At 45.0% G+C, this 23,537-nt stretch carries 30 protein-coding genes and 1 tRNA gene; 28 read left to right on the plus strand and 3 right to left on the minus strand.

Features of this window, described 5'->3' with window-relative positions:
* Positions 1-11 precede the first annotated feature (11 nt).
* The 3 genes from KIB08_RS00595 to KIB08_RS00605 all read left to right on the plus strand — a co-directional run bounded on the left by KIB08_RS00595 (position 12) and on the right by KIB08_RS00605 (position 1,123).
* Positions 12-88 (plus strand) — tRNA-Pro (locus KIB08_RS00595).
* Positions 89-199: 111 nt separating this feature from the next.
* Complete coding sequence (gene ndk / locus KIB08_RS00600; RefSeq protein WP_024049245.1) at positions 200-604, plus strand: nucleoside-diphosphate kinase; 405 nt, start codon at positions 200-202, stop codon at positions 602-604.
* 9 nt (positions 605-613) lie between these two features.
* A complete protein-coding gene (locus KIB08_RS00605) occupies positions 614-1,123 on the plus strand; it encodes a cob(I)yrinic acid a,c-diamide adenosyltransferase (protein ID WP_303988350.1) in 510 nt (169 codons plus the stop codon).
* 31 nt (positions 1,124-1,154) lie between these two features.
* On the opposite strand, the gene KIB08_RS00610 is transcribed toward KIB08_RS00605, so the two are convergent.
* Positions 1,155-1,532, minus strand: coding sequence for a hypothetical protein (locus KIB08_RS00610; RefSeq protein ID WP_303988352.1), 378 nt, complete (start codon positions 1,530-1,532; stop codon positions 1,155-1,157).
* Positions 1,533-1,606: 74 nt separating this feature from the next.
* Between KIB08_RS00610 and KIB08_RS00615 the strand changes: the two genes are divergently transcribed.
* The 24 genes from KIB08_RS00615 (at position 1,607) to dapA (ending at position 21,344) form a co-directional block, all read left to right on the plus strand.
* Positions 1,607-2,182 (plus strand): bifunctional adenosylcobinamide kinase/adenosylcobinamide-phosphate guanylyltransferase, encoded by a 576-nt coding sequence (locus KIB08_RS00615; protein WP_303988354.1) that lies wholly within the window; start codon positions 1,607-1,609, stop codon positions 2,180-2,182.
* Positions 2,183-2,191: 9 nt separating this feature from the next.
* Positions 2,192-3,736: a cobyric acid synthase gene (locus KIB08_RS00620; RefSeq protein WP_303988356.1), complete on the plus strand. Its 1,545-nt coding sequence runs from the start codon at positions 2,192-2,194 to the stop codon at positions 3,734-3,736.
* Positions 3,733-4,698 carry an adenosylcobinamide-phosphate synthase CbiB gene (gene cbiB / locus KIB08_RS00625; RefSeq protein WP_303988358.1) on the plus strand — a complete coding sequence of 322 codons (966 nt, stop codon included), beginning with the start codon at positions 3,733-3,735 and terminating at the stop codon, positions 4,696-4,698. Before KIB08_RS00620 ends, cbiB begins: the two co-directional genes overlap by 4 nt.
* A complete protein-coding gene (gene cobS, locus KIB08_RS00630; protein ID WP_303988360.1) occupies positions 4,695-5,447 on the plus strand; it encodes an adenosylcobinamide-GDP ribazoletransferase in 753 nt (250 codons plus the stop codon). The genes cbiB and cobS overlap by 4 nt, the downstream gene beginning before the upstream one ends.
* Positions 5,432-6,301: a GHMP family kinase ATP-binding protein gene (locus tag KIB08_RS00635; protein WP_303988362.1), complete on the plus strand. Its 870-nt coding sequence runs from the start codon at positions 5,432-5,434 to the stop codon at positions 6,299-6,301. The genes cobS and KIB08_RS00635 overlap by 16 nt, the downstream gene beginning before the upstream one ends.
* The gene (locus KIB08_RS00640) at positions 6,285-7,361 is read left to right on the plus strand and encodes a pyridoxal phosphate-dependent aminotransferase (RefSeq protein WP_303988364.1); all 1,077 of its coding nucleotides are present in this window, start codon (positions 6,285-6,287) and stop codon (positions 7,359-7,361) included. Before KIB08_RS00635 ends, KIB08_RS00640 begins: the two co-directional genes overlap by 17 nt.
* On the plus strand, positions 7,358-7,969 hold the full coding sequence (cobC, locus tag KIB08_RS00645) for an alpha-ribazole phosphatase (RefSeq protein ID WP_303988366.1): 612 nt from the start codon (positions 7,358-7,360) through the stop codon (positions 7,967-7,969). The genes KIB08_RS00640 and cobC overlap by 4 nt, the downstream gene beginning before the upstream one ends.
* Before the next feature lie 72 nt (positions 7,970-8,041).
* Positions 8,042-9,091: a M24 family metallopeptidase gene (locus KIB08_RS00650; RefSeq protein ID WP_303988368.1), complete on the plus strand. Its 1,050-nt coding sequence runs from the start codon at positions 8,042-8,044 to the stop codon at positions 9,089-9,091.
* Between the two features lie 35 nt (positions 9,092-9,126).
* Complete coding sequence (efp, locus tag KIB08_RS00655) at positions 9,127-9,684, plus strand: elongation factor P (protein ID WP_034436143.1); 558 nt, start codon at positions 9,127-9,129, stop codon at positions 9,682-9,684.
* A 58-nt stretch (positions 9,685-9,742) separates the two neighbouring features.
* Positions 9,743-10,129, plus strand: a complete 387-nt coding sequence (locus KIB08_RS00660; RefSeq protein WP_303988370.1) for an Asp23/Gls24 family envelope stress response protein — start codon at positions 9,743-9,745, stop codon at positions 10,127-10,129.
* Positions 10,116-10,481 (plus strand): Asp23/Gls24 family envelope stress response protein, encoded by a 366-nt coding sequence (locus KIB08_RS00665; RefSeq protein WP_303988372.1) that lies wholly within the window; start codon positions 10,116-10,118, stop codon positions 10,479-10,481. The genes KIB08_RS00660 and KIB08_RS00665 overlap by 14 nt, the downstream gene beginning before the upstream one ends.
* A complete protein-coding gene (gene nusB / locus KIB08_RS00670; RefSeq protein ID WP_303988374.1) occupies positions 10,478-10,867 on the plus strand; it encodes a transcription antitermination factor NusB in 390 nt (129 codons plus the stop codon). The genes KIB08_RS00665 and nusB overlap by 4 nt, the downstream gene beginning before the upstream one ends.
* A gap of 2 nt (positions 10,868-10,869) precedes the next feature.
* Positions 10,870-11,820 carry a glycoprotease gene (locus KIB08_RS00675; RefSeq protein WP_303988376.1) on the plus strand — a complete coding sequence of 317 codons (951 nt, stop codon included), beginning with the start codon at positions 10,870-10,872 and terminating at the stop codon, positions 11,818-11,820.
* A complete protein-coding gene (gene xseA / locus KIB08_RS00680; RefSeq protein WP_303988378.1) occupies positions 11,802-13,007 on the plus strand; it encodes an exodeoxyribonuclease VII large subunit in 1,206 nt (401 codons plus the stop codon). The genes KIB08_RS00675 and xseA overlap by 19 nt, the downstream gene beginning before the upstream one ends.
* Positions 13,004-13,243: an exodeoxyribonuclease VII small subunit gene (xseB, locus tag KIB08_RS00685; protein WP_024049228.1), complete on the plus strand. Its 240-nt coding sequence runs from the start codon at positions 13,004-13,006 to the stop codon at positions 13,241-13,243. The genes xseA and xseB overlap by 4 nt, the downstream gene beginning before the upstream one ends.
* A complete protein-coding gene (locus tag KIB08_RS00690) occupies positions 13,230-14,114 on the plus strand; it encodes a polyprenyl synthetase family protein (RefSeq protein ID WP_303988382.1) in 885 nt (294 codons plus the stop codon). The genes xseB and KIB08_RS00690 overlap by 14 nt, the downstream gene beginning before the upstream one ends.
* Before the next feature lie 12 nt (positions 14,115-14,126).
* Positions 14,127-14,582 (plus strand): divergent PAP2 family protein, encoded by a 456-nt coding sequence (locus KIB08_RS00695; RefSeq protein WP_303988384.1) that lies wholly within the window; start codon positions 14,127-14,129, stop codon positions 14,580-14,582.
* A 1-nt stretch (position 14,583) separates the two neighbouring features.
* Positions 14,584-15,375: a TlyA family RNA methyltransferase gene (locus tag KIB08_RS00700; protein WP_303988385.1), complete on the plus strand. Its 792-nt coding sequence runs from the start codon at positions 14,584-14,586 to the stop codon at positions 15,373-15,375.
* A gap of 16 nt (positions 15,376-15,391) precedes the next feature.
* On the plus strand, positions 15,392-16,279 hold the full coding sequence (locus KIB08_RS00705; protein WP_303988386.1) for an NAD(+)/NADH kinase: 888 nt from the start codon (positions 15,392-15,394) through the stop codon (positions 16,277-16,279).
* 29 nt (positions 16,280-16,308) lie between these two features.
* Positions 16,309-16,770, plus strand: coding sequence for an arginine repressor (gene argR, locus KIB08_RS00710; protein ID WP_303988387.1), 462 nt, complete (start codon positions 16,309-16,311; stop codon positions 16,768-16,770).
* Positions 16,771-16,776: 6 nt separating this feature from the next.
* Entirely contained in the window at positions 16,777-18,459 is a 1,683-nt protein-coding gene (recN, locus tag KIB08_RS00715; RefSeq protein ID WP_303988388.1) for a DNA repair protein RecN, read from the plus strand.
* Positions 18,460-18,605: 146 nt separating this feature from the next.
* A complete protein-coding gene (gene dapB, locus KIB08_RS00720; RefSeq protein ID WP_303988622.1) occupies positions 18,606-19,397 on the plus strand; it encodes a 4-hydroxy-tetrahydrodipicolinate reductase in 792 nt (263 codons plus the stop codon).
* Between the two features lie 14 nt (positions 19,398-19,411).
* Positions 19,412-20,443, plus strand: coding sequence for an aspartate-semialdehyde dehydrogenase (locus tag KIB08_RS00725; RefSeq protein WP_438362031.1), 1,032 nt, complete (start codon positions 19,412-19,414; stop codon positions 20,441-20,443).
* A 16-nt stretch (positions 20,444-20,459) separates the two neighbouring features.
* A complete protein-coding gene (gene dapA / locus KIB08_RS00730) occupies positions 20,460-21,344 on the plus strand; it encodes a 4-hydroxy-tetrahydrodipicolinate synthase (protein ID WP_303988390.1) in 885 nt (294 codons plus the stop codon).
* A gap of 30 nt (positions 21,345-21,374) precedes the next feature.
* Here the strand turns inward: dapA and lexA are convergent, their stop codons facing one another.
* Entirely contained in the window at positions 21,375-22,001 is a 627-nt protein-coding gene (lexA, locus tag KIB08_RS00735; RefSeq protein ID WP_303988391.1) for a transcriptional repressor LexA, read from the minus strand.
* A gap of 141 nt (positions 22,002-22,142) precedes the next feature.
* Here lexA and KIB08_RS00740 point away from each other — a divergent pair, with 141 nt between their 5' ends.
* A complete protein-coding gene (locus tag KIB08_RS00740) occupies positions 22,143-22,460 on the plus strand; it encodes a LysM peptidoglycan-binding domain-containing protein (RefSeq protein WP_303988392.1) in 318 nt (105 codons plus the stop codon).
* Between the two features lie 24 nt (positions 22,461-22,484).
* On the opposite strand, the gene KIB08_RS00745 is transcribed toward KIB08_RS00740, so the two are convergent.
* A complete protein-coding gene (locus KIB08_RS00745; protein WP_303988393.1) occupies positions 22,485-23,465 on the minus strand; it encodes a site-specific integrase in 981 nt (326 codons plus the stop codon).
* Positions 23,466-23,537 lie beyond the last annotated feature (72 nt).

Here is a 23,537-nt window from a genome sequence, read left to right on the forward strand (position 1 = left end):
TAATAAGATGTCGGGACGTAGCTCAGTTTGGTAGAGCGCTACCTTGGGGTGGTAGAGGTCGCATGTTCAAATCATGTCGTTCCGACCACCTTAACTGGTCCCCTCCTTGTCAGAGGTACCGTGTCAAGGATACATCAGCCAAAGAGGACGGGCTAAGGTCTCTTTGGCTTTTATTTTTAACAAAAGGAGAGCGATGTAAATGGAAAAAACATTAGTATTAGTTAAGCCGGACGGAGTTCAGAAAAAAATCTGCGGCGAAGTTATCTCGCGTTTTGAACGCAAAGGGCTTTCGATCGATGCCATTCGCATGGAACAGATCTCGCCGGAATTAGCGAAGAAGCATTACGCTGTACACGAGGGCAAACCGTTTTTTGACGGTTTGATTCAATTTATTACTTCGGGTCCGTTGCTGGCGATGGTAATCAGCGGTGAAAATGCCATTGCAGCCGTGCGCCAAATTAACGGTGCAACGAATCCGATCGAAGCGGTACCGGGCTCGATTCGTGGCGATTTTGCGACATCGATTGATGAAAACATTGTGCATGCATCGGATGCTCCGGAAACGGCAGCACAGGAAATCGCACTCTGGTTCCCGGAACTGTAAGGAGACTATATGTCTAAGGTATACACAAAAACGGGTGATAATGGGACGACGGCGTTATATACAGGACAACGCCTTCCCAAATACAGCACTCGTGTCGAAACGTACGGGATTATCGATGAAGCACAGGCTGTTTTAGGCATGGCTCGCGCAGCGGCCCACCTACAAGAAGTCAAAGATGATATTTACGCCCTGCAAAAAGATCTGTGGATACTGATGGCAGATACGGCCAGCCTTGGTAAAGATCCGGACATTACTGATGAACGGGTCGAAGAATTGGAACAAATGATTGATAAGTACGATGCACGTCTGGAGCCGCTTACTAAATTTTTAGTTCCCGGTGAAACCGCGGCTGAAGCATTTCTGAATGTTGCCAGAACAGTAGTGCGTCGTGCGGAGCGCTCTTACTGGAAATTGCATGCAGAAGAAGGCGAAGAGGTTAACGAAGTCGATATTCGCTATTTAAATCGTCTTTCCGATGTATGCTATATTTTAGGACGTGCAGAGTCAGAATTGAAATAAAAACAACTCCCACAGGGAGTTGTTTTTTATTTTATTTGTCATTTGCCGGTTTACCGTTTTCCTGTTCTTCCTGTTCTTTAAGTAAAGTTTCGGCCGGACTCGGATAGAAGAACAGGCAGTGTGTCGGTTGAAACTCTTCACTCGCCGATTTTTCCATAATGAAACGCGTAATTTGTTCTTCAAACGCTATAATATCTTGCGGTTTTATCACAGTATCTTCTACCAATACTGTGATATAATCTTTGACTTCCGGAGCGTTTTCGGGAACTTCTGCACGATCCAAAGGGATGCCCAGAATGATTCGGATAGTTGCGGCATACGCATCGCTCGCATCAAAAATAGTAGCGCGATACGTATGTTGCCATAGAGTGCGCATTAAATCTACGCGATAGGTCTTCTTGTCTGCCATTTATTGCACCTCATTGATTTATTTCTATTATTATAGCTGATTTTACTTAAGATCGCCATTAAGGAGGAAGAGGAGTGGGATCCATTACGATGATATTAGGCGGTGCCCGTAGCGGTAAAAGTGCTTATGCCGAAATGATTTTAGAGCAACATTCGGCGGTGAGCAAGGGCTACATAGCAACCGCCCGCGTTTGGGATGAAGAAATGGCGTTGCGGGTACGTTGGCACCAGGAACGTCGACCCGATGCGTGGCAAACGTTTATGTATGACCCTCCTAAGTCGAAATCTTTAGGAGAGATCCTACAAGTTTGCGAAGTCTATCTGTTTGACTGTGTTACAATGTATGTAAATAATTTATTAATGGACCGTTTAACGGAAGAGGAGCTTACTCCCGGCAACAACATTTCAAAAGAACGCTTACAGATCGTCACGGAAGCAGTTGAGATGGAGATTCAAAAACTTATCGACACGATTGTTTCCAGTGACAAAGACTTTATTTTTGTTTCCGATGAATTGGGTCTGGGAATCGTGCCGGATAATCCGTTAAGCAGGGTCTATCGAGATTTAGTCGGTTTGGCCAATCAGCGTTTAACTGCGCAAGCACAACGGGTTGAATTTGTGCTTTGCGGGATTCCGAAACGGATCAAATAAGGAGGACGCATGGCAAAAACAATTATGTTTCAAGGCACCAGCTCGCATGTGGGTAAAAGCATTTTAACGACAGCGTTGTGCCGTATTTTATTGCAAGATGGATATAGTGTGACACCATTTAAAGCACAGAATATGGCTTTGAATTCTTACGTTACGAAGGCCGGTGATGAGATCGGCCGCGCGCAAGTCGCACAAGCGGAAGCGGCGGGGATGGATCCCATCGTGCAAATGAATCCCGTGCTCTTAAAGCCATCCGGAAATCAGACATCTCAAGTTGTCTTAATGGGGAAACCGGTTGGAGTTTACAGTGCGCGTGAATACCATGAACACTATAGTCTGACTGCGTGGGATAAAGTCAAAGAAAGTGTGGATTATCTGCGGAACCATTTTGATGTAGTGGTGATTGAAGGCGCGGGAAGTCCCGCTGAGGTGAACCTCAAAGCGACAGATATTGTCAATATGCGTGTAGCGCTGGAATTGAATGCGCCGGTTGTTCTTGTCGCCGATATTGATCGTGGTGGCGCGCTGGCTGCTGTGGTAGGTACTTTGGAATTACTGTCTTCGGAAGAACGTGCCCATGTAAAAGGAATTGTTATTAATAAGTTCCGTGGTGATATTAAGTTATTGGAACCTGCCATCGATTTTTTGGAAGAGAAAACCAAAATTCCCGTGCTTGGAGTGGTGCCTTATCTGCAAGATTTGGGGATTGATAACGAAGATTCCGTATCCTTGGCAGACAAAAAGCTTTCAGCACAGGCAAAAGAACTTGAAATCGCAGTTTTACAAACACCGAAAATTTCCAATTTTACGGACTTTGACGTATTCAGTCATGAACCCGATGTAGAAGTGCGTTACGTTCGTCGCGGTGACAGTATCGGGCATCCGGATGTGATTATTTTACCGGGCAGCAAAAATACGACAGAAGATCTTTTGTATCTGCAACAGTTTGGTTATGTAGATGAAATTCGTCGTCTTGCTAAAGAAGGTACACCTGTCATAGGAATTTGTGGCGGTTACCAAATGTTGGGCGAAGAGATTACGGATCCGCAACACGTCGAAAGCAAATACGACCGCATCGATGGCATCGGACTTTTACCGCTTTCCACAGAGATGGCAGGAACTAAAACTACCAATCAGGTCAAATTCTCCTGTCGCGATTTTTCTTTTTTAGATTTACATGCGAATTGGGATGACCTTGCGGGCTACGAAATCCACATGGGAAAAAGCGTTTTTACCCATCATGACACGGCTGCTTTTCACATTACTGAACGCAGCTTGCATGAAGTTGATATCCAGGACGGCTTAGTAACCGCAGACGGTAATTGTTTCGGAACCTACATTCATGGCATTTTTGATAATGATGAATTGCGCCGAGGCATTTTGAACGCGTTACGAAAGAAAAAAGGTTTAGCGTCACTTCCGGTGCAATTTCGTTTACAGGAATATAAAGAATCCGAATATGACCGCTTAGCCGCTACGGTTCGCGAAGCATTGAATATGGATTTGGTGTATGAATTGCTGGAATTTGCACCGACGAAAAATGTCATAAAATGACAGCCTATTTATATTGTGCAGTGCCATTTCTGGCTCTGTTAGCGGATACTTTAATCGGTGATCCTCGCAGTCGCTTTCATCCGGTTGTTTTGATCGGCAAAGCGATAAGTTTTTGGGAGTCTGTTTTTTTTCGCCCCCGAGTCGGTGTAAAAAAAACAATTTATGACGGCGTATTTTTGGTCATCGCCGTTTTATTGAGTGTGGCCTTACCGGTGTATATTGTTCTGCTTATTTTGGCGGAAATTCATTATACAGCATACATTAGTGGTTGTATTTTCATCCTTTATATCACGATCACACCACAGGCTTTAGCTCGTGATGCAAAAAAAATTTATCGTTGCCTTGCCGATAAAAATCTTCCAGAAGCACGTCGTCAATTAAGTTGGATAGTGGGGCGTGATACGGCACATCTTGGAGAAAGTGAAATTGCCCGCGCTACGATTGAAACCGTAGCAGAAAATATTGTCGATGGGATCATTTCACCGTTGTTTTATTTTTGGTTGCTGGGACCGTTGGGGGCTGCTCTATATCGTGCGATCAATACCATGGATTCGATGGTGGGATATAAGAATGAGCGGTATCTGTATTTCGGTCGCGCGGCTGCAAAGCTGGATGATGTGGTCAACTGGGTGCCGGCTCGTTTGACGGCAGGATTATTGTTGGTGAGCAGTGCCGCACTGGGATTTTCAGCTCGGCAGGCATGGTTGATGATGCGTCGCGATGCGCATACACATCCCAGTCCGAATGGCGGTTACAGTGAAGCCACTGTTGCGGGCGCACTGGGGATTCGTCTGGGAGGCTATAATCAATACCAGGGGAAAACGGAATTTCGGAGTTACATGGGCGATCCACATGAGAAAATTCAGCGCTTTCATATTCGTAAGACAGTGCAGTTAATGTACACCAGTACTTTTCTCGGGACGCTTTGTATCACGTTGCTATTACTGCTGGGTGAATTATGAAACCTTTTTTAATCGGATTACAATTTTTAACACGTTTTAAAATCGTTCGTCAGGAAGTGTGGCCGGATGATCAATTCGGTGCTTCCGTTGCATATTTCCCCTTAGTCGGTTTGGTCATCGGAATTTTTCTTGCGCTGCTGTATTGGCTCACCGCAAGTTGGATAGATTCGTTTTTAATGGCGGTACTGCTTGTCTTAGCCGAAATGATTATTACCGGCGGCTTACACGCAGACGGATTTATGGACACGTGTGACGGCTATTTCTCGGGTCGCAACCGGGAACGGATGCTGGAGATAATGAAAGACAGCCGCGTCGGCTCGGAGGGTATTGTCGGATTTGTTTTTTTGGTGTTGTTAAAAATCGGTTTGTATATGAATATCTCCGGACCGCTTTGGCCGTTACTTATCATCATGCCGCTGATCAGTCGCTGGCTGATGAGCTGGACTATTGTACGTTTTCCTTACGCACGGACACAAGGAATGGGGAAGGCGTTTGCGGACAATGCTCCTGCATACACATTACAGGTAGCTACCGCTTGCCTTTTATTGGCGATCCCGGTGGGAGGACTTAAAAGCATTTTACCGATGCTTTTTGCCTTTGGTTGGATGCAATGGGCGAATATTCATTTCGTCAAAAAGTTAGGTGGCGTTACCGGTGATACTTACGGTGCCATTACAGAGACATCTGAAATTGTTATTTTATTGACTTGGCTATTGCAGGAACGGATCGGTGTATGGAATTTGTTGTAAAATCTCCGGGAGCATGCGGTGAATTAATTCAGGGGCAAATTGACGGACAAAACTTTTTAGTTACTTGTCCTATTGAACGATACTCCATCGCAACAGCTTGGCCCAAAACAATTGCCCATACTCATGAGCTTCCGTATAAAGCGCAACAAGCTGTAACGTTGACTAAAGAGTACTTAAAGATTGTGCAGGATATTGATGTGGTACTGTACTCTGAACTGAAGGATGGTAAGGGGATGGCCTCCAGTTCGGCAGATATTAGTGCGGTTTGTTTAGCGGTTGCCTTAGCCGCCGAGCGGCATTTGTCGATGCAGGAGCTGGCGCGTTTAGCACTGTCAATTGAACCCAGCGATGCCACATTTTATCCGGGCATTGTTCAATTTGACCATTTGCAAGGGCGTTTTTTACGGCCGCTCGGTCATTTTCCGGAAGCTTATATTTGTATTTTTGATCAAGGTGGAGTGATTGACACCGTGGAGTTTAACGCCCGGGAAGACTTGATCAATAAGCGTGCTATTAAGGAAAAAGAAATACAAAAAGCCCTTACCCTATTGATAGAAGGTTTACGTAAGGGTGATATGATAAAAATTGGAACAGCTGCTACGATGAGCGCCTATGCCAATCAGGAAATATTGCCGCGTCCGTATCTAGCGGATTTGCATGCATGGGGAAAAGAGTTGGGATCTAATGGTGTTATTGTTGCGCACAGTGGCACCGTTTGCGGGTTGCTGTTGACAGATCTTAAAAAGCTGGAAGATATTCGTAGTGGCCTGGCGGTTGAGTTTGGCAATACACTGACATTTTTAGACTGCGTAAAAGTTTATAATGGAGGCATACATTTTGTCCATAGATCTTGATGCACTTTATGCTTCGTTTCAACATGGCGGCAATATTTATGCCTTGCCGCCATCTGTACGGGAGCAAGTAGAAGACTTCAGTGCCAATATCAATCCGTTAGGCCTTTCGCCGGAAGGCGTGGAGGCGTTACAGGATTGGCCGACCTTGGCTTTGCATTATCCGGAACCGAATAATAGCACGTTACGAAAAGCAGTGGCTCGATTTTACCAATACGATGAGGCTGGAGTTGTGCTTGGCAACGGGGCTACAGAGCTTTTATTTACTGTCTTCAGGTATTGGCGACCGGCTACCGTCTGGATCCCTGTGCCGACATTTAGTGAATATTCACGGGCGGCCATTGCGGTCGGAGCGGAAATACGCCAAATTGCTTGGGAAGATCTTCCGAACAGCTTGACGCAGATGAACAAGGGGGATGTCCTTTGCATTTGTTCGCCTAACAATCCGACCGGCGTGTATACCGATGTAAGCCAACTAAAGCAGTGGTTGCAAGCAGCACGTACGCGTGGCGCCCGTGTTTTAGTAGACGAGTCATTTATTGATTTTAATCCTAATTTGGATACGGCCAGAAGTCTTCTCGGTAAATGCGATGACTTTGTAGTATTGCATTCATTGACAAAATTTTGGGGTATTCCCGGTTTGCGCGCCGGCGTCATGTTTGCTGCGCCTCAATTGGCGGAAACGGTGTATGCCGATCTCGACATTTGGAATGTCAATGCGCTGACCGCATCCTATTTAAAAGCGGCTTTTAATGATATAGAATATTTTCAAAATACGCAACGATTTGTCTATGAGGAAAAAGAACGCGTATATGAAAACTATGTAGCGCTTTCGGAATTTTTTGTATATCCGCCCACGGCTAATTTTATTCTGCTGAACTTACAAGGGAAAATCACTGCCGCTGAACTTACTGAACGCTTATTGGCGAAGGGGTTAATGATTCGCAATTGTGATAATTACCACGGCCTTGATGCGTACCATGTGCGGATTGCTATTCGCCAAGCGGCCGCCAATGACAGGTTGTTTACGGCGATTTCTAAGGAGGTATCGCGATCCAGGTGATTACACTTTATTTGATTCGTCACGGTGAAACCGTTTGGAATTTTTCCGGTCAGTATCAGGGCGTGACTGATGTCGCGCTGAGCGATTTAGGGCGTCGGCAGGCACAATGTCTGGTGGATTATTTTGCTGATTTACCTTTAGATGCCGTTTATGCGAGTGATTTGGAACGAGCAGTGGAAACGGCACAACCCTTGGCCGACGCCAAAGGTCTTATTGTTGAATTGCGTTCCGGATTAAGAGAAATCAATTTCGGTGATTGGGAAGGTCTTACTTACGAGCAGATTAATTCCAGGTGGCCGGGAAGTATTGAGCATATGTATGCCAATGCATCAAGCGTGCGTATCTCCAACGGCGAGTCTTTTGGTGATCTTCAACAGCGCGCCGCAAGAACGATCGAAGAGATCACTCGCGCTCATCCGGATGAGGCGGTAGCTATTGTATGCCACGGTGGCACCATTCGCTGTATTTTATGCACTTTACTGGGATTGGATCTGGATCTTGCATGGAATTTTCGGCAGGCAAATGCCAATGTCACCATGATCGAATATTATGGTGATCGAAACTTGTTGGCACTTTTAAATGATACGCATCATTTAAAGAAATTGTAAGTTAAAATCATAGTTTTTCAATACTTTTTATGGTAATATTATATTGAATAAATATACAGGAAGGCGTTATACATGGTAGGACAAACCCACCTTCCCAAACCGCAAGAACACTCTGCCATTTGGGTGCATAAAGATGAAAATGTCAGGTTTTTGAGCCGCTTTACCGGTGATAGTACAGAGCTTTTAATTACACCGCGAAGGTGTCTTTTAATCACCGATTCTAGGTACACGGAACAGGCGATGGTAGAGGCTGAAGGTTGGGAGGTTATCAATCATCAAGGACAATTATATGCCACCATCAGTAAAATCTTACAAGAGGAAAATATATCCTTATTATCGGTAGAAGCAAGTTCATTATCGGTAATGGCATATTGGAAGTTGCAAGAACAGTGCCCTGAACTAGTCATAAATAACATCGATTTAGATCCATTGCGTCAAGTCAAAAAAGATACGGAGCTTTACTATTTAAAAAGAGCCGCACAAATAGCGGCGAACGCGTTACATGATATTTTACCGCAGATTGCAGCACAACGCACCGAAAATGAAGTACGTATTGCTTTGGAACAGGCCATGCTTGCGCATGGTTCGGAACATACCGCGTTTGCTACGATTGTTGCTTCGGGTAAACGTTCCGCATTGCCGCATGGTACGGCAACCGACAAGCGCATTGAGATCGGTGACTTCGTGACGATCGATTTTGGCGCAGTGTATCGCGGCTATCATTCCGATATGACACGCACCTTTGTGATCGGTTCAGCGAGCGATCGACAGAGACAATTATATGACGCGGTCGCACACGTACAAAGAGAAAGTGTAAAAAAAGTTCGAAGCGGTGTAGCGGTCCACACTATCGATGCATTTGCGCGACAGGAATTCGGGAAGGCAGGGCTGAATCAATATTTCATTCATTCGCTTGGCCATGGGGTAGGGTTGGAAATACATGAGTTACCTACACTATCACCGAAATGTGAAACCGTATTGGAACCTAATATGGTAGTTACCGTAGAGCCAGGGATATATATATCCGGATATGGCGGTATACGGATTGAAGATACAGTAGTGGTAAAAGAGGGAGAACCTGAGATAATCACGCTTTTTCCCCATGAATTAATGGAGCTTTAAAAGTCAATAGAGTATTTGAAGTGGAGGCTTAACAGATGATTTCTAGTAACGATTTTCGCCCAGGTGTAACGATTGAAATTGACAATCAAGTATGGCAGGTAGTGGATTTCCAGCACGTTAAACCAGGTAAGGGGGCCGCTTTCGTACGTGCCAAAATCAAAAACTTGCAAACCGGTGCGGTCATAGAACGCACCTTTAACGCGGGGGAAAAATTACCGAAAGCGCAAGTGGATCGCCGCCCGATGCAATATCTTTATGCAGACGGTGACAGCTTCCATTTCATGGATACAGAAACCTATGATCAGGTTATGCTGACGAAAGATCAGTTAACGGAAGCCCTGAATTTCTTGAAAGAAAATATGGAAATCACGGTGCTTTTCTTTAACGGCACAATTATCGGTGTTGAGCTGCCCAACTCTGTAGATTTGACGGTAGTTGAAACAGACCCGGGAATTCGTGGAGATACGGCTACAGGCGGTACGAAACCGGCGAAATTGGAAACAGGATACGTTGTAAAGGTGCCGATGTTTATTAATGAGGGCGACGTTTTGCGAATTGATACCCGTTCAGGCGCCTACATCGAGCGTGCATAATTTTAGAAGTCTACAAAAGCGATGATTTTCATCGCTTTTGTTACATCAAAGGAGATCCATGTCACTTGCAGCAGAACATACCGAGTGGGGGGATATTCAAATATCCGATCAGGCTCTCGCAGCTATTGTGGGAATAGCTACCAGAGAATTTTCGGATATTGTTGGCATGGAGTCCACATTAATCCATGACATCAGCTCCATGTTCGGAAAGGATCCGAATACACTGGGAGTATCGATTGATTCCAATGAAAACGAAGTAAAAGTGGACCTTTACCTTCGTGTGAGGTATGGTTTGCGAATCCCTGACCTTACTTTGCGATTGCAGGAGGCGGTACGCAGCACTTTGGAAAAGTATACAGGGGTTACCATACTGGCCATCAATGTATATGTGCAAAGCATTGCTTTTGAACCGATAGAAAGCGTGTCAGACGATGGCGCCAAATAACAAAGCTACCGACGTAAATATGCAGTTGGCATACAGCCTGATGGCCACGAAGATTCGTGATAGGATCATGGCCGAGCCGGGTGTTGCCGCCATTACAGAACATATGATGGATGAATTCATGACATCGCTACCGATGAGTCGCCGTAAGCTGATTCACGGCATTGTTTTAAGCAAACACAAGGATGGTTGGTATATTGCCGTTTCCTTGATTTTGTATTACGGTTATGAAATCATTCCTCTATGCCGTAAGCTGCAGTCAGAAATCATTCAAAAGTGGAAAGAAGAAGAGGGCATTACCATCAAAGAAGTGCAGATTTATATTGAAACCGTTGTGAATGAGGAACCAATATGACCAGAAGACAAGCCAGAATTCAGGCTTTGCAATTGCTCTACAGTCGTGAAATCAATCCCGATGCGGAAGAGTCTGTATTGCCGGATCAGGAGAGTAGCGGTCATGATGAATATGCGCAAAAAATAATCACTGCTGTTGATCAAAATCGAACGGCGATTGATGTTCTTATCAATCGATACAGTAAAAACTGGAACACTGCACAAATGAATAAAGTGGATCTGGTGCTACTGCGGATGGCGATTGCGGAAAGCAAATATATTGAGGACGAGGAGCTGACACCAGCTATTATCATCAATGAAGCGTTAGATTTAACACGCCAATATTCTACCGATGAAGCCGTACGATTTGTTAACGGCGTATTGGATGCTGCCATGAAAGATTCCTGATTATGCATGCACTCGGCATTGATACCAGTTGTTACACTACATCCGTAGCTATTGTCAATGAAAAATTCGAAGTCGTGACACAAGCACGACGCCTTTTGAAGGTTAAGGCGGGAAAACGCGGTCTTTCTCAATCCGAAATGCTTTACCAACATGTTCGTAATTTGCCGGAGTTGATCATGCAATTGCGGCAAGAATACGCCGGAAGGATAGATGTGATTGGCGTGTCCGCTGTTCCGCGTCGTCGGGAAGATTCCTATATGCCGGCTTTTTTGGCCGGATTAGGAACAGCGCATTCGCTGGCAAGTGTCTTACGTGTTCCTTTGCACCGCTTCAGTCATCAGGAAAATCACGTTTTTGCAGCCATTCGCGACTACCCGGAACTTTGGCAGGAGCCACTTTATATGCTGCATCTGAGCGGCGGCACTACCGATTGGTTGGAAGTGAAATGGCAAACGGAGGGACTTGCCATTGCCGAGCTGGCTACGAGCGACGATATTTCCGCCGGACAGTTGATCGACCGCATTGGCGTCATGTTGGGCTTGCCTTTTCCTGCCGGACCTTCTTTGGAAAGGTTGGCGCAACAAGGGAAACTTTCGTATCGCTTGTCGCTACCGCGAAGACTGGATTCACTCAGTTTTGCCGGTGCGGAAACGCAATTGCGCAAAGTATATGAGAAGGGGGATCTCTCAAAGCAGGATTTAGCGGTCTCCGTATTCGATTACATTTGTCGTATTTTAGCCCGTACTGCGAAGCGTTTAAATTTTGAACAAGGACGTCCCTTTATTGCGGTCGGCGGTGTATTTGCAAACATGTATTTGCGCAATGAGTTTTCGGAGATTTTAAGAAATCTTCATTTGCAACCATTTCTTGCAGCACCGGAATACAGCAGCGACAATGCCACCGGCAATGCGTTCGCCGCGATGAGATATCAATTATGCGCATTCAAACAGTAGCGGAAGTAACATCCTATCTCGAGAAAAAAATAAATACGGATTATCTCCTGCAATCATTATGGATTGAAGGCGTAGTAGCGGAAACAGGACGTTCGGCGCGAGGGCATCTTTTTTTCTCATTGGAAGACCCTGCAACATCATCTCGTATCAGTTGTGTTCTTTGGGCAAGTAAAGCGCGTTTATTTGAAAAGATGATCCAGGTCGGCGCAATGGTAGTTGTTTCAGGTAAGCTGAACTATCAGTCAGCATACCAAAGCTTGCGGTTGGTTGCCGATCGTGTAAATATTAAAGGTAAATCCGCACAAACATTGGCACGAGAAAAAATGGTGGAAGACTTACGTGCTCGAGGCTTTTTCGTATGGGAACGCAAGCGAAAATTACCGACTCATCCTTCGCGGATCGGTATTGTGACTTCTCCGGAAGGTGCGGTTTTGCATGATTTGAAACGTATGATCGGCCAGCGTAACCCACTCGTGAAGGTTACCGTGTTTCCAACACGTGTACAAGGCGCCGAGGCGGCGCAGGAAATTGCGGATGCCATTATATCTGCTAATGCAGAAAAGGAACTTTGCGATATATTAATTATTGCTCGCGGAGGAGGTTCACAGGCAGAACTTGCACCGTATGACAATGAAACGGTTTTGACCGCAGCGTTCCAGTCGCGTATTCCGACGATTTCAGCAATCGGTCATGAAAACGACCACCCGTTGCTTGATTTGGTCACTGACGTTCGTGCCGCGACGCCGACACATGCCGCGCAACTTGCCGTTCCTGCATTGACGGAGATCGCCGTTGCCTTTCAGCATACTCTGCAACGCTTGTTGACTGCTTGGCAATATTATGATAAACAGCGTACCTACCAATGGCATCAACTCGTTCGGAAGTTTGCTCAAACCGGAGTGACACAAAGCCATTTAGTATCAGCTCAAAATTGGCAACGACACAAATGGCGTTTGTTTTTAGCAGCGCAATCATTATATGAAAAAGAAAAGAGCCGTCAACAGGAGCAAACGCGGAAACTGATGCAGTTGTCTCCTGAAGAAATGTTTCGTAACGGTTACTTTTGGTTGGAGCAAAACCAACATCGCCTTACCGCGCTTACCGAATGTCACCTTGGCGAAGAACTTACGATTATTGGTGAAAAAGTGAGCATCGTAGCGGAAGTGAAGGAGATTTTAAAGCGATGAATTCTGAATCTAAGGATTTTGAAAAAATCATGCAACGACTGACGGAAATCACTTCGACATTGGAAAGCGGTGAGCTCACATTGGAACAGGCGCTTGCCTTATTTAAAGAGGGTACGGAACTTGCTCGTGTCGGAGACAGCCTGTTGACGGAATACGGTGAACTTGCGGAAAGCTACCGCAGCGAACTCACTGCTTTACAAAGTGTACAGGACGGAGTCGGCAATGATTCCATTTGAACATTATTTAGAGACACAAAAAGAGGCTGTTGAAACTGCTCTTTACACACTTTTGAAGCCGCAAGATGATGCCTATAAAGTGTTGTTTGAAGCAATGAACTACAGCCTCTTGGGGGGCGGTAAACGCGTTCGCCCCATTCTCTTCCTCAGCACACTGGAAGCATTTGATGTTCCCTTGGATCCGTATTTAAATATCGCTGCAGCCATTGAATGTGTGCATACCTATTCATTGATTCACGATGATTTACCATGTATGGATGATGACGATTATCGTCGCGGCAGGCTGACCAATCACAAAAAATTTACGCCTGCGATTGCGACGCTGGCAGGGGACGGACTGTTAACCGCAGCCTTTGAAATTATAGCCAAGTCCGAAAATATTTTTCCCACTATTCGTTTACAATTAGTGCAAATTTTGGCAGAGGCAGCCGGTCCCGATGGGATGGTAGGCGGACAAATTATTGATATGCAAGCGGAAGGGCATGACCAAACCATTTCGCAACTGCGATTTATGGATGAACTTAAAACCGGACGTCTCATCACTGCTCCATTGTTAATGGCCGGTGTTATTGCTGAAATGGATGCAGAAAAACAAGCTAAGCTTATTGTATTAGGTCGTCATCTCGGCTTACTGTTTCAAATTGTCGATGACATTTTAGATAAAATCGGCGACGAAGAGAAACTCGGCAAACGTGTCGGTCAGGACGAAAAGCAGTCGAAGTCTACGTATGTACAGATGCTTGGCCTGAAGGGAGCGCAGGAAGGGGCACAATTAGAAGCGCAAAAAGCGGTTGAAATTGTGAACGAATTGAATTTGCAAAATACTTATTTGGCGAAGTTCCCTGACTATTTATTACGAAGAATGATGTAAGGAGAAATAGACTTGGAATTATACATTCGTGACATTGCAAGCAATGTCGTATTTCTCTCTGCCTTTAGCGCATGGCTTATTGCGCAAATCATAAAAGTCATCTTATTTTTAGTAAAGCACCATCGTTTTGATGTTGAACGCTTAGTTGGGTCCGGCGGTATGCCGAGCTCACACAGCGCTTTGGTAGTAGCTCTTTGTTGTTCGATCGGAATTCAGGAAGGAATCAGTTCCAACATCTTCGCGCTGGCATTCTTTTTTGCCACTATTGTTATGTACGACGCCGCCGGTGTGCGTCGGGCGGCCGGCAAACAGGCCAAGTTTTTAAACGAGTTGATTCATGAGTTTATGGCAGGTCATCCGTTTAATGATGTGAAATTTAAGGAATTGCTTGGACACACACCTTTGGAAGTTTTTGCCGGCGCATTGTTGGGAGTTGCGGTAGCATATTCTTACTACCTGTGGTATTGATATGAAATTCAAGGAACGATTAGATCTCTTGCTGGTCAATAAAGGTTTCTTTACAAGTCGTGAAAAGGCACGACGTTATATTATGACGGGAGATGTCCTGGTGGACGATGTACCGATTGATAAGCCGGGGACGAAAGTCAATTTGACCGCAGCCATTCGTCTGCGCAAGCCGACGCTTCGCTATGTCGGTCGTGGCGGGCTCAAACTGGAAAAAGGGTTAGAAGTATTTTCATTACTGTTGGATGGTAAAATTATGCTTGATATCGGGGCCTCTACCGGGGGATTTACCGATTGCGCTCTCCAACATGGGGCGGCGAAAGTGTATGCAGTCGATGTGGGGTATGGGCAGTTGTCATGGTCCTTGCGTAATTCTCCTCAAGTCGTCAATCTGGAGCGCACTAATATGCGTGACGTTACCGCTGACCTGATTCCGGAGCCGCTCGATTTCATTGGTTGCGATGTTTCATTTATTTCTGTCACAAAAATATTGCCGCCTGCATATCCATTATTGAAAGATAGCGGTGATGCTGTGATTTTAATTAAGCCGCAGTTTGAAGCCGGACCGGAAAAAGTAGGTAAGGGCGGTGTCATTAAATCATCTGCCGTTCATCGCGAAGTGCTGATTAACGTTTTATCGGCCATTGAACAGTTGGGATTTTTCATTTGGGGCTTAACAGATTCGCCGATTCACGGAGCAGACGGTAATCGAGAATTTTTAACATGGCTGCGTAAGGAAGTACCGCCATCGAACTTTTTTAATTGGCAACAGACGATCATACAGCTGACGCAGTAAAGAGAGGTTAATCATTATGCTGGTAGGAATTTTTCCAAATTTATCTAAAAAAAATATAGAGCATCATGTCAATGATTTGTGCCGATACTTGAAGAATGCGGATATAGATTTCTACATCATTGATTCTTATCGTGAAGAAGCGCAGCAGCGAGAGTACCATTTCACCGATAATCGCTGGGCTTCCCTGCAGGAAATGCAGGACTCTATGGATATGGCATTTACGCTCGGAGGCGATGGTACACTAATCAGCGTAGCCAAGTTGTTACTGCCGTATGATATTCCGCTTTGCGGTGTTAATTTAGGAGAGCTGGGCTTTTTAAATATGATTGAACCGGACGAATTGGATACACGTCTGGAACAAATCAAAGCGGGCGATTATAAAATCTGGCACCGCAGTCTTTTAGCTTCGGCCATTCTGCACGAAAGCGGTCAAGTTCAGCAGCTTCCCGCCGCCATGAATGAAGTGGTAATCGGTCGCAGCCGACCGGGACGTATGGCCAGATTGCGCTTATACGTTAACGACGTGTTTGTAGAAGAGTACCCCGCTGACGGCATTATCGTCTCAACCGCAACCGGTTCTACCGGTTATGCGCTATCCTGCGGTGGCCCGATCATGCATCCTAATTTAACCAATATGATGGTCATTCCGATTTGTCCGCATCTTTTGAAGAGCTCGCCGCTGATGCTGAATGCCGATGACGAAGTTACCATCACCATGCCGGAACGGGAACGACACCTATATGCATCCATCGACGGCAACGAATCTTTTTATTTTACGAATGAAAAAAAGCTTTTGATCACTCGACATCCTAATTCATTACCTTTTGTTTATTTTTCCGATCAAAATTTCTTCCGCTTATTATTCCCCAAATTAACCAAATCTATTTATCACGCTGCGCAATAATTGCTATAGAATGGACGGGATTTTAGAACATGAAGAAAAAATATCGTTACGCGAAAATACGGGATATTATTCAAAAAGAAGTTATTGAAACGCAAGAAGAGTTGGCAGCAGCGCTTGCTGGTGAGGGCGTCAGTGTAACGCAGGCTACGATCTCACGAGATATCAAAGAGCTGATGCTTATTAAAGTACCAACGGAAGACGGTCGTTACCGTTATGCGGTTTCCCCCGAGCAGCCGGCATTATTTGCAAAAGATCGGTTTATCAGCTTATTTCAAGTAACTATTACCAGTATTCAGTACAGCGGGAATCTGGTCGTAATTCAAACTTTACCCGGCTCTGCCCAAGCAGTTGCCTATGCCTTGGATAATACCGATATTCAGGAAATTATCGGTACGATTGCAGGGGATGATACTATCCTTTTGGTCGTTGCGGAAGGAAAAGATCCGAAGAAAGTAAAAGATCGTCTGTATTCATTTTTACGAGAGGCGTGAGCTGCTGTGCTCCAGTCGTTACATATTCGCAATTTTGCGCTCATAGAACAACTGGATATTGAGCTTAAGGAAGGCGTGACGGTTTTTACTGGAGAAACCGGTGCCGGCAAGTCGATTCTTTTAGATGCGTTGGGAATTGCATTGGGAAATCGCGCTGCTGTCGATTATATCCGAACTGGTACGGAAGAATTTTTTGTGACCGCTCAATTTGATGTCATGGGTATGCCTTCCGTTCAAACCTATTGTATTGAACAAAATATACCGCTGGCAGATGACGAGCCATTAATTATTTCTAGACGTTTATCACAAAACGGTAAAGGACAAATCTTGGCTAACGGTATGCTCACTTCCTTGCGAACCCTTGCAGGTTTAGGCTCATTATTAGTCGATGTTCACGGGCAAAACGACAATTTGAAATTGCAATCCGATCGATACCAGCTGCATGTGCTGGACACCTTCAATCGTGACGGTCGACAACCGGAAGCAATTTATCACAAAACCTATCAAACTTGGCAGCAAGCGGTCCAACGTCAGCGTAAATTTTTAGAGCAGGAAGAGGAACGTGAAACACTTCTAGCACGTTTAAATAAAGAAGTAAGAGAGATCTCTGCCGCTAAAATCAATCCTGAAAAGGATACGGATATCGAAGCGGAAATTAAACGACTGACGCATGCGGAAAAGATCACGGCTGCATTGCAAATGGCAAGTCAATTATTAAATGCTTCCGGAGGAAGCCTGGAAACAATTTCACAAGCATTAAACGAGCTGCAAAAGGCGAGCAGTTTCGATGAGGCATTGTTGCCTTCCGTGCAGGCCTTGGAGACTGCTTTTTATAATGTAGAAGAGGTCGCACGTAATTTACAGGAGAGTCTTTATACAATCGAGTACTCTACGGAGCGATTGGATCAGTTGCAGGAACGGGCCCAGATTTTAAAAGACTTGCGATTAAAATACGGCGATACACTGGAAGAGGTTCTTACTTACCAAGCGACCATACAAAAAAAGATTATGGAGCTTGAAAATGCGCAGGAAACCGGTGACGCATTAGCACAAGCTGCAGCGGCCGCTTTTCAAGAGGCTCAGACGGCCAGAGATGCTTGGAATGAGACGCGATATCGCGCTGCGGCGGAACTAAGCGGAGAAATCGAAATCGCATTGCGCGATTTGGATTTACCGAATGGCAGCTTGTCATATTCTCTCATTCCCGGAGATACGTTAACTCCGCAAGGCTTAGCTGAGGCAGAGCTTCTGTTTAGCGCTAATGTCGGTGAGCCGCCAAAACCACTTAGTGAGGTTGGTTCAGGGGGAGAATTGGCACGAATTTCACTGGCCTTAAAAACGGTTCTTGCGGCGCAAATGGATTTGCCGACGCTTGTTTTGGATGAAATCGACGTCGGCATCAGCGGTAATGCGGCGCTACGAGTAGCAGAGCGAATTCATACTCTGGGACAGCATACCCAAGTAATATGCATTACGCATTTAGCACAGACCGCAGCGATTGCACAAACGCATTACCACCTTTACAAGGAAAGCAACGGTGGGCGTACCCAAACGCACCTGGTATCGATTCCGGAATCAGAACGCGCGCAGGAGTTGGCTCGATTAATTGAAGGGGATCAGTTTACGGGTACAACATTAGATACGGTAACGCGCTGGTTGCAGTATTTCCGTGCAAAAAACAAATCATAAGCACCTGCTAAAAAAGCGAAACATTGTTTTCGCTTTTTTGCTTTCATTTTTATTTACGAATTACCTTTGTATACAAGGATTTTACACATAAAATCTATGTTATAATATAGTATAAATGAGAAATAATCATGAATGAGGTGACAATTATGACCACTGTTTTAGTTTGCGGTGCCGGAGGACGTATGGGCCGCGAGGTGGTAAATGCGGTTTGGCAAGATTCGGAATTGCAATTGGTCGGTGCCGTAGACGTGTCCAATGCGGGTATGCCGGTAGCGGAAATTGTCAATAATGATGATTGCCAAGTAGTAATTATGGATGATTTACAAGCTGCATTGGAGGCAACAAGCCCCGATGTAGTTGTCGATTTTACAAGTCCGAAAGTTGTTTTTGAAAATGCCAAAACGACGTTACGGTATGGAGCCAATATCGTCATCGGAACGACCGGTCTCACTGCTGATGAACGCGATGCATTAGCCAAAATCGCCAGTGAAAAGAGAGTAGGCGTTTTAGTGGCACCTAATTTTTCGCTCGGCGCGGTACTATTGATGCAGGCCAGTGAACTGATGGCAAAATACCTTCCGAATGCGGAAATCATTGAGTTGCATCATAATCAAAAATACGACGCGCCTTCCGGAACCGCGCGTCTTACTGCAGAAAAAATTGCCAAGGCAAGAACGCTGGCACCGGCTCTCGACAAAACGCAGGAAAGTTTAGCAGGTGCGCGTGGTGGTGTCGTTGAGGATGTACATATCCATAGCGTTCGTTTGCCAGGTTACGTTGCCCATCAGGAAGTTCTTTTCGGCGGTACCGGCGAAATCGTTACCTTGCGTCACGATTCGTTAGATCGTAAATCATTTATGCCGGGAGTCCTGCTTGCTTGTAAAAAGATCAGTCAATTTCCGGGTCTGACATATGGTTTGGAACATTATCTGGGATAGGGAGGTCGTCCATGATCAGTAACGCACGTGTTGCTATTTTAGGCGCTACCGGCGCAGTAGGACAGGAATTTATTAAGCTTATTGAAGAACGCAATTTTCCATATAGCGAATTAAAACTGTTGGCATCGAAACGTTCGGCCGGTAAGGAGCTTACCGTAAAAGGTAAAAAAATTATCGTAGAAGAAGCCACTCCTGATTCTTTTAATGATATCGATATCGCTCTTTTTGCCGGCGGCGGCGTCAGCAAGACCCTTGCTCCGGAAGCGGCAGAACGCGGCGCCATTGTCATTGATAATTCGAGTACATTTCGGATGGATCCCAATGTACCTTTGGTCATTCCTGAAATTAATCCGGAGGACGTCAAAGCGCAACAAGGCATCATTGCCAACCCGAATTGCTCAACCATTATTATGTTGATGGCCTTGAAGCCGATTCATGATTTATCGCCGATTAAGGAAATTGTCGTCAGTACTTATCAAGCGGTATCCGGTGCCGGCAAAGAAGGCATGGAAGAATTGACAAAACAGGTGGAAGCTATCGTTAACGGCGAAGAGCCGCAAGCGAATTATTTACCGGTTGCCAGCCTCGATACCCATTACCAGATCGCCTATAATTTGATTCCGCAAATTGATGTCTTTTTGGATAACGACTACACCAAGGAAGAAATGAAAATGGTCAATGAAGTGCATAAGGTTCTGCACGATGACACCATTGCGGTATCGCCGACCACGGTACGGGTACCGGTCATGCGTAGCCATGCCATGTCGGTTCGTGTGAAAACGGAGAAACCGTTAGAAGTTGCCGCTGTGCGAGAGGTATTGAGCGCGATGCCGGGCGTCGTCGTCTGTGATGACCCGCAGCAGATGCAATATCCGATGCCGTTGGATACTTCTTTTAAAAACGATGTCAGCGTCGGGCGCCTGCGCAAAGACTTGTACGATCCCAATGCACTAAATCTGTGGATTTCCGGCGACCAGATTCGTAAAGGAGCCGCTTTAAATACACTGCAGATTGCGGAATACATTTTGGAAAACGATTTATTATGAGTAAAGGAGCGGTGTCATGAAGTCATTTGGAGCTGTTTTAACGGCAATGATTACGCCATTTACAGAAACCGGAGAAGTCGATTATCAAGCAAGCGCTCAGCTCGCCCGCTATTTAGTTGCCCATGGTTCGGACGGACTGGTCATTTGCGGGAGCACCGGTGAAGGGGCCGTAATGACTGCGGAAGAAAAGTTGAAGCTCTTCGCCACGATTCGTGAAGCAGTCGGTCCGGAAATATTTTTAGTTGCCAATACCGGCTCAAATAATACGCAACAATCTGTAGCATTTACAAAAGAAGCCGAAAAAACTGGGGTAAATGCCTGTATGGCTGTCGTACCGTATTATAATAAGCCGACACAGGAAGGTTGCTACCAACATTTTGCGGCGATTGCACAAAGCACCTCTTTGCCGATCATTTTATACAATGTACCGGGACGCACCGCCTCGCAAGTGACACCGGAAACAGTTGCCCGTCTGGCCAACGAATTTTCGAATATTGTTGCGGTCAAAGAAGCGAGCGGAAATCTGAATCAAGTTTCCGAAATTGCACGGCTTTGTCCGGAAGGATTTCTGATTTACAGCGGTGATGATTCTTTGACGTTACCGATTTTAGCTGTGGGTGGTTGTGGCGTAATCAGTGTCGCCGGTCACCTCGTCGGCGAACAGTTAAACCAAATGGTCACCTCATTCCTGACCGGTGATGTACAAAAGGCACAACAAATTCATTATCAATTGCTACCGATCATGAAGAAGCTTTTCTTCATATCCAATCCGATTCCGGTGAAAGAAGCGGTGAGTATGATCGGTTTGCCGGCCGGTGAATTCCGTTTGCCGTTGGTACATGCGAATGAAAAAGAAAAAGCGTTTATTCGTGAATTTTTGAACGACTACGATCTTTGCTAATAAAAAAGAGCCTAAGGCTCTTTTTTTATTTCAATTATATTTTCGATATACCCCGATCACGCGTCCGACGATTTTCACATCTTGGCTGATGATAGGTTCATATGCATTATTTTCAGGCTGCAGACGTATATGATCCGACTCTTTATAAAACCGTTTTACCGTCGCTTCCTCGTCACCGACCATAGCGACCACAATATCACCATTTTCCGCATTCGGCTGCTCTTTAACGAAAAGCACGTCACCTTCCAAAATACCGGCATCCATCATACTGTCGCCTTGCACTTCCAACATAAATGCCGAATCGCTGCCAATGAATTGAAGAGGAAAGGGGTAGACATCTTCTACATTTTGCTCCGCAGTAGCTGGTAGACCGGCATGAACATTACCTATCAAGGGAATTGGGGTCAATTCTTTTTGGCGCCATTCATCTTCCTCAATCAACATAATGGAACGATTTTGCGAAGGCTCACGGCGAATATAACCGGCTTTTTCCAAACCATCGAGATATCCTTGTACGGTAGAAGGAGACTTCACACCAATCGCTCGTGCAATGTCACGAACGGAAGGGACATAACCGTTACGGTGGGTAAAATCACGAATATATTCCAGCACATCTTTTTGACGTGTCGTTAACTGCGGACGTTGGTTGTTTGTCATGGAATCACATCCTTTCTTGCATTATAACAAAATTTTCTCAGATAGGAAACAAATGTTCGAATTATACTCGACAGAACGTTTGTTCGGTAGTATGATGAATCTAATAAAAGAACAAATGTTCGCTTTGGGGATGTGAATATTATGACAAAAACAATGGGCAACATTTTTATGGAATTAGGCATTTTAATAATTCTTGTCGTCGCAGGTCTGATGTACTTTATGAGCAGTAAACCTGCTTCACAAGTATATTATCAACCGATTCGCATTCAGACCGGTGATACATTATGGAAGATTGCTTCCCAATATGCACCGGCGCATAAAGATATTCGTGAGGTCGTGTATGAAATTCAAAGCTATAATCATTTAGTTGATGCCGGTACATTGCGGCCGGGGATGATTATTCATATTCCAGTAGAATCATCTTCCATTAATGACGAAATAAACATTGCCGCAAAATAAAAAACAGTGCTTAGCACTGTTTTTTTATTTACTGCTGAACATATCGCGCAACGGGTTATGTTCAAATCGATCTGCTTCATTAATGTAATGTCGTACCATTTCAACGGAATGATGTCGCGTCTGCTGCATAATACGCCGCTCCTCAATGCCGGCCAATGCAGCCGATGTGGCAAAGCCGTGGCGTAAGCTGTGCGCCCCGTAGTCCGCCGGATCCAAACCGATTTTTTCTACCCAACGCTTGACGATACGATTGACCATCTGATCGGAAAGCGCATTTTTACGTAGTTTTCCCGTTTTAGTCGGTGAGCGAAAAACCGGTCCGGAGGTAATTTTGGTTCGAGATAGCCAGCTTTTTAAGGTCGTGACCGGACATAATTCTTTTTGCGTTAAATTCGGTAAGGCAACAATATTACCTTCACCTTCCTGGTCGGCCTTGGAGCGGGGAATAAAGATTTCAATACCTTGCCGCACAAAATGAACATCTTCACATCGTATAGAACTTAATTCGCTTCTGCGAAATGCTCCCATAAAACCGATTACAAGAACCGTTTTATCTAAATGCTGGGTAAGATCTTTAACATCCATCATTTGCACGATAGCTTCTAAATCTTCTTTTAAAAGCGGTGATTTACCCTGCTGATAGGTACCGATTTTACGGCGAATACCTTTCATCGCTGCCTTTACTAACGGAGATAGGCAGGGATTATCTTTAATCAAACCGCCTGCCGTAAAATTTTCCGATAGAGCGCTTACACGGCGGGCGATGGTATTTGCTTTCGCATAAGCGGATAAATCATGTATATAATTGACAATCGTCTCAGGAGTCGCAGGAAAAAAGTGAATGCCGCGATAATTGCACCAATCACAGAAGTCCGACCAATCTGATTCATAGGCATCAATTGTCGAGTGCGACTTTTCCAACGTAAATAACTCCTTACTTCCGGAAGAAAGCAAAGAATTGTTTTGAATTCGTTGATTATCCCGTAAATAGAAGTGTTTCGCCATAATACACCACCAAAAAAGGCCTATAATAAATAACGATAATTTAACATTATCGTTATTTATTATAGGCTATCA

Source organism: Negativicoccus succinicivorans (genome assembly GCF_018372215.1).
Lineage (GTDB): Bacteria > Bacillota > Negativicutes > Veillonellales > Negativicoccaceae > Negativicoccus.